The 6,374-nt window shown below is 64.7% G+C and carries 5 protein-coding genes; 2 read left to right on the forward strand and 3 right to left on the reverse strand.

Translation table 11 applies throughout. The annotated features are described in order from the left end of the window. Window positions 1-1,390 (forward strand): sodium/proton-translocating pyrophosphatase (locus EOA33_RS20315; protein ID WP_190234318.1); only part of this gene is annotated, 1,390 nt, incomplete at its 5' end. Between the two features lie 67 nt (window positions 1,391-1,457). On the opposite strand, the gene EOA33_RS20320 is transcribed toward EOA33_RS20315, so the two are convergent. From EOA33_RS20320 to EOA33_RS20330, 3 genes are all read right to left on the reverse strand, one after another. Next, on the reverse strand, window positions 1,458-4,826 hold the full coding sequence (locus tag EOA33_RS20320; protein ID WP_127406408.1) for a DUF4132 domain-containing protein: 3,369 nt from the start codon (window positions 4,824-4,826) through the stop codon (window positions 1,458-1,460). Window positions 4,827-4,830: 4 nt separating this feature from the next. Further along, complete coding sequence (locus EOA33_RS20325; protein ID WP_126054937.1) at window positions 4,831-5,202, reverse strand: hypothetical protein; 372 nt, start codon at window positions 5,200-5,202, stop codon at window positions 4,831-4,833. Between the two features lie 293 nt (window positions 5,203-5,495). Next, complete coding sequence (locus tag EOA33_RS20330; protein ID WP_127406409.1) at window positions 5,496-6,014, reverse strand: outer membrane protein assembly factor BamE; 519 nt, start codon at window positions 6,012-6,014, stop codon at window positions 5,496-5,498. A gap of 116 nt (window positions 6,015-6,130) precedes the next feature. Between EOA33_RS20330 and EOA33_RS20335 the strand changes: the two genes are divergently transcribed. Then, the coding region (locus EOA33_RS20335; protein WP_281033532.1) for a ubiquinol-cytochrome C chaperone family protein at window positions 6,131-6,374 on the forward strand (244 nt) is incomplete at its 3' end.

The raw sequence follows: 6,374 nt of genomic DNA on the forward strand, positions 1-6,374 counted from the left end.
GAGCATGGCGGTGCTCGGCACCGCCATGCTCTATCCGCTGGCTATCTGCGGCGCCTGCATCCTGACCTCGATTGTCGGCACATTCTTCGTCAAGCTCGGCTCCAACGGCTCGATCATGGGCGCGCTCTACAAGGGCCTGATCGTCACTGGCCTGCTGTCGATCGTCGGCCTTGGCGCCGCGACATCGCTGACCATCGGCTGGGGTGATATCGGCACCGTCGCCGGCATCGCCATCACCGGCAAGAACCTGTTCATCTGCGGCCTGATCGGCCTCCTGGTGACCGGGCTCATCGTGGTGATCACCGAGTACTACACCGGCACCAACAAGCGCCCGGTCAACTCCATCGCCCAGGCGTCGGTGACCGGCCACGGCACCAACGTCATCCAGGGCCTCGCGGTCTCGCTGGAATCGACGGCGTTGCCGGCTATCGTCATCGTCGGCGGCATTATCGCGACCTACCAGCTCGGCGGCCTCTTCGGCACGGCGATCGCCGTCACCACCATGCTCGGCCTCGCCGGCATGATCGTCGCGCTCGACGCCTTCGGCCCGGTCACCGACAATGCCGGCGGCATTGCCGAGATGGCCGGCTTGCCCAAGGAAGTGCGCCAATCCACCGACGCGCTCGACGCCGTCGGCAACACCACCAAGGCGGTGACCAAAGGCTCCGCCATTGGTTCGGCGGGCCTCGGCGCGCTGGTGCTGTTCGCCGCCTATTCGAACGACCTGAAGTTCTTTGCCGCCAATGGCGACAAGTTCCCTTACTTCCAGGGCATGGGCGAGGTTTCCTTCGACCTTTCCAATCCCTATGTCGTCGCCGGCCTGATCTTCGGCGGCCTGATCCCGTATTTGTTCGGCGGCATCGCCATGACGGCCGTCGGCCGCGCGGCGGGCTCGATCGTCGAGGAGGTGCGCAAGCAGTTCCGCGAGGACAAGGGCATCATGGCCGGCACCTCGAAGCCGAACTACGCCCGCGCCGTCGATCTTTTGACCAAGGCGGCGATCCGGGAGATGATTATCCCCTCGTTGCTGCCGGTGCTGGCGCCGCTGGTCGTCTATTTCGGCGTGTTGCTGATCTCGGGTTCGAAGGCCTCGGCTTTCGCCGCGCTCGGCGCCTCGCTGCTCGGCGTGATCGTCAACGGCCTGTTCGTCGCCATCTCGATGACCTCGGGCGGTGGCGCCTGGGACAACGCCAAGAAGTCATTCGAGGACGGCTTCACCGACAAGAACGGCGCCAAGCACTTGAAGGGCTCCGAGGCGCACAAGGCCTCCGTCACCGGCGACACGGTCGGGGATCCCTACAAGGACACCGCCGGCCCGGCGGTCAACCCGGCGATCAAGATCACCAACATCGTCGCCCTGCTGCTCTTGGCCGTGCTCGCGCACGGCTGAGGCTCAAGCTGTTCGTCGAAAAACCCGCAGGAGTGATCCCGCGGGTTTTTTCATTTCCCGCCGCGGTTCAAGCGATCTGACGCAGGATCGAGCCGTCGGTTATCTTGTCGTCATTGGCCAGCATCATCGCCTTCGACAGGATGACTGACAGGATGTCGTCGCCCTCGAACGGCACATAGGCCGGCCTCGGCCCGGCCGCCTCGTTTGACGGCACGATGCAGAGATAGCGGTCGTTGGGCGCCATCCTGATGTGTCCGGATGCGAAGTTGATCCTGTAGGTCTTGCGCTTGCCGTCAACGATCAGGAACTCGTCCGTGACCGTGCACTGGTTGGCAATCGCGAGGCCGGGCAGGATGGTGGCGATGAAATCGCGTCGGCCCTTTGCCAGGCCGCTGGCCTGTCCTGCCGAATAGCGCTCGCGGTAGTCGAGGAATTCAGGCCGCTCAGACAGCGGGTGGCGCGCGTTGCTGCCGCGATCCTGCCAGTGGCGGTCGTTGCCGATCGAGGTGCGGCCGATCACGCTGTCGATGTCGTACATCGCCTCGCAGAACGCGCGGGGAGGGACCGCATCGACGGGTAGGGGAATTTCGCCCGGCTGCCCGGTCTTGGGGTCGAGCGCGAAGAAGGCCACCCGATCCGTGGCGATGAAGGCGTAGAGCGCGGCGCCGCGCTCGGCCGCCTCGATGTCCTGCACGCGCGTGCCGATGCCGGCGACCCAGAACTCGGCGGCGACACCATGATACGGCAAGGTGAGCCGCACCCGTTCATGCTCGGCATTGTTGCCGTGCATGCTGCGATTGTACGCCGTCCAGCCGCGCTTCTTCAGGATGGCCATAACTGGAGCCTGCTCCAATATGTGCGCGGCGAAGCGGTTGGAGTAGCTGCGTGTGGCAAGCTCAGCGTCGGTGACGACGTAGACCGGCCGCCAGGCCTGGATGAAGGGCTGCTGGATCGTCTGCCTGGCGAGGCTCTCGCGCCAGGCCGCGACGGTCGTGGCCGGGCTGTCCAGCGGATGCCAAAGGTGGACCGTCAAGTCCGGTCCTGGAACCGGGCAGCGAACGCCGGCATGATCGACAAGCTCGCCTTCGCGCGGCATGGCGACGAACGCCTCGCCCTTGGGACCCGCAAAACGCCAGATCAGGCGCTCGGAAAGCGTGCGCAGCAGGCCATTGCCGATCAGCCGGTCCTGCCAGCCCTGGTAATTCCAGTGGCGGCCGTCGCGCCAGGCGCTCTCGATGCGGCGCCGCGCTTCCGGCAGAATCAGCGCGATGTCCTTCGCCGCATCTTCCAACTCGCCCGCCATTTCGCTACCGCCGGGTGCCGCCTTGAAATCCTTGGCGATGCCGCGGCTCGACTTACCCTTGGCGTCGATGCTGCGCAACTCGGCCTTGGCCGACGAGACAACGCGCAACTCGACGCGAACGCCGCCCAGTTCCTCGACACGAAGCCCGCCATCGCCGATGCCGTACTCGGCCATGGCGATTTCCTGCATGTCGTCGCCCGACAGGCCGAGCTTGCTGCCCGCCGCTCCCAGCGCCTTGTCGATCGACTTGATCACCACTTTGTCGTCGATCCTGCGGCGAAGGCGCCCAAGCGCATAGGCCGCGTCCGCGGTGCCCAGCTGGCCGAGCGACCAGACGCAGGCCGCCCCTGTCTTTTGCGAACGCACGGTACGTCCGTGATGCCCTGTCTTGATCAGCGTCGCGCCTGCCAGCGATTCCAGCAGCGGGAGCGCCTTGTCGGCCGGCAGGCGGGACAGGGCCAAGCCAATGCCGCGTGCTACCGCGACATTGTCGGGCGACAATTCGCCGTGCAGTCGGCCAAGATCAAATTGCCAGGGTACATAGTCCCCGGCCGCACGCTGGAACAGCAGGCCCGGTATCGCGCAGATCGCCTTCAGCGCGGACTGCCGCACCGCCGCCTCGTAACCCGCCGACTCCCGTTCCGGCAGCGGTGTCGGAAACACCGATGCATTCTGCGGGCTGAACACCAGGCTGTAGGCTTCGAGGCCGATATAGACGTCGCGCTCGATCTCCGGCAGCGCCAGTTCGCAGAGCGGTTTGAGCCACTGCCTGAAACCGTCGGCCACCGCGTCGTGCCCAAGGGCTGCGATCTTGCGTTCGCAATCCTTCAGCCAGGTCGTCCCCGGCGCGCCATCGCCCGCGGCAACCATTTGGTTGAGCAGGCTGCCGTCAGGGTCCCCGCCGCCGAATTCGAACGCTTCGACCCGCGTGCCGGCCCTCGTGAAGTCCTGCGGCCAACCCCGATCGAAGCTCGGCCCCACGGCGCGCAGCATCGCCATTTGCGCGGCGGTCGCGAGCTGTCGCCATTCGGGTTTTTCCTCGCTCAGCATGCGACTGAGATGGTTGTTGTAGTCCTTGTGAAAACCTTCCTCGCCCTTGGTGTCGCGCGCCCACCAGCCGAACCTGAAGGCGGCACTGCCATCGCCGGAGCCGAAACGGGCGGCGAACGCCTGTCGGTCGGTCAGCCAGTTATGCACCGTCCTGTCGCCGGCGTAGGCGCGGATGTCCTCGAACATCGGCGCCAGTTCCGTCAGCACGTCGTCCCAAAATTCCGCCTTGTCGGACGGCGGCGGCGTGTAGCGCAGGTGGGGAAGTTTTGCCGGCGGATTGGCCCGCATGCGCGCAAAGAAACTGTCCTGCTGGCCGGCCCCGGCAAGCGCCTTCAGCGAAACGATCAGTGGTGGATCGGTCTTTTCCGGTCCGGTCCTGTTTTTGTAGTACTGCGTATCGCAAACCAGCGCGATGAGCCTGGCGGCGTTGGCCCGGTCTTCGGCGCCGAGAGCCTGTCCGTTTTTCACCGTGCGCTCGATCTCGCGGACGATGCCGAGCTTGGGCAATCCGCCCGACCAGCCGATCGTGCCCTTGAGGTGCATGCCGGCCTGGTCGTTCGCGAGCAGCCGAAGCGCGGTGGCGGTTCTCGGCGCGTTCGTCTGGAAGCCGCTGCGCAGGAGATCCCGGCTCAAGCTCTCGCAGAAGCGCGCGAATTTGGGCGGGGTCTTGCCCTCCCGGCTGCGCACATAGACGGCCACCTCAGGACCCCAGCCGAAGCGTGCCCGCAGGAAGTCGATGGCATCGAACAATCCGCCGCGCTGTTCCGCTGACAAAGCGCGCAGGCGGCTCGCGATATCCTTGCGGTCCTGCTCCGAGTTCGCGGTGTCATAGGCACGGATGAGGGCTACGAGTTCGGCCATCATCGGACGCGAGCCGCCGGCGGATGAGGCCAGCTCGATATCCCGCGCCAATGTCTCCGCCTCGCTCCGCTCCCGGTCGGCATGGGCGCGATGGAGGCGCTCGACCATCCTATTTATGTCGGCGAGCGGCGCCGGCTCGTTCGCACGCGGGGCGCCGGCGACGACCTTGCCGAATGCAGCGGCCGCTGCCCTGAGACCCGAAAACAACCTTCCATTGCCCATCCACTCAACCCCCCTTGAGCCGCAAAAGCTTTATGAAGACGACGTCCGTGCGCGCTGAAATGACGGCCACATCGTCCAGCGCAATCATTTGCTTGCCGCCGACGACGACCATGAAGGCGTTGCGCGAGAAGGCCTCGATCGCCGCCGCCACCGCCAAGTCCGGGTTCGTCTTCTTGAGCGGTCCGGTGTTTGGCGCATAGAGCAGCGTCTCTATCGCTGCGTCGTTGCGCGAGGCGTGCAACCTGTCATGCTCCAGCAGCACGCGTTCGGCGATGATCTGCCGGAGCGTGCACGGCACGCCGTCCTTCCAGTCCAGGACGAAGCTCTGGACCGGTTTGCGGGCGCCGATCTGGTCGTACATGACGATGCGGCTCATCTGACCCTCCGATCCGGCTGATCTTGCGGATCAAAAATTATAGGCAGATGAAACCCAAGCGCCATTGCGTTTTGTGGTGGATAAACGGCTAACGCAGAAGTTGCGCCCGCCCCATGATCAATAAAGGATCATCGGGACATTCGGTGGCTTTGCTTTTGCTCTTGGAGGAAAGCCGGCCTCCTTGAGCCGCAACGACCGGTCAGTACCAAGCAAAGACCCGCCGGAGCGATCCGGCGGGTCCCTGGCTGCCTGATTCTGTGTTGCCCGCGTGCGAAAAGCGAGCCGGCCGTCGATCACATGCCGTTGCCGCCGCCGGGCAGGCCGGGCGCCAGCTTGCTGGCGCCGTTGATGATCTGGCTGAGGAAGTTCTGGTCCTTGCCGCCGGTCGGCGTGGTGCGCGAGATGAAGTCGAAGATCTTGCCGTCCTTCAGCCGGTAATTGGCGATCTGGGTGACGCGGCCGTCGGCGCCGAAATAGACCGCCAGCACTTTCTGGTCGACCAGATGCGGCTTGTCGAAGGCGACATAGCGCTTGCGCGTCTGCGAGATGTAGTAGAAGGCCTCGTTGTCGAAGGTCGCCGTCGTCGACGGGGTACCAAGCGCCAGCAGAACCTGCTCACGGCTCGACCCGACCGGCACCGAGTCGATTGCCTGCTGGTCGATGACGTAACCCTGCGTCAGCGTCTCGCTGGGGTTGAGGTCACCCATCATCTTGGACGAATTGCAGGCCGAAAGCGCGGATACCGCCACCAGCAGAGAGGCCGCGCCCGCCGAAACAGGCGTAAAAAGCGACTTGAATTTCAGCGCACCCAACAACAATTCTCCATCACATCCCCGCAACTTGCGCTGGGCGGCAAAACCGGTAAACCAGCTTGCCTGCCGATGCAACAAGGCCAATTCAACAAAAGGTCCCCGGGAGACCACCCTCAATGTTCCAACGCCTTTTTGGCCGCGAACGCCATGCCAACCGCGCTATCACCGAGGCGCTTTACGCACAAATCGTGGCGGCGGCGCGGCAAACCGTGTTTTATTCCGACTGGAATGTACCGGATACGCCGCTGGGTCGTTTCGAGATGCTGTCGCTGCACATGTTCCTGTTCCAGCACCGGCTGCGCGGCGAAAACGGGGCCGCGACGGAGGTCGCTCAGGTGCTGATCGACGAGTTCTTCCTGG

The organism is Mesorhizobium sp. M4A.F.Ca.ET.050.02.1.1 (assembly GCF_003997725.1).
Lineage (GTDB): Bacteria > Pseudomonadota > Alphaproteobacteria > Rhizobiales > Rhizobiaceae > Mesorhizobium.

Coding starts and splice junctions, on each gene's coding strand:
- EOA33_RS20320 (WP_127406408.1), bottom strand. CDS start 4,826: ATGGGCAATGGAAGGTTGTTTTCGGGTCTCAGGGCAGCGGCCGCTGCA.
- EOA33_RS20325 (WP_126054937.1), bottom strand. CDS start 5,202: ATGAGCCGCATCGTCATGTACGACCAGATCGGCGCCCGCAAACCGGTC.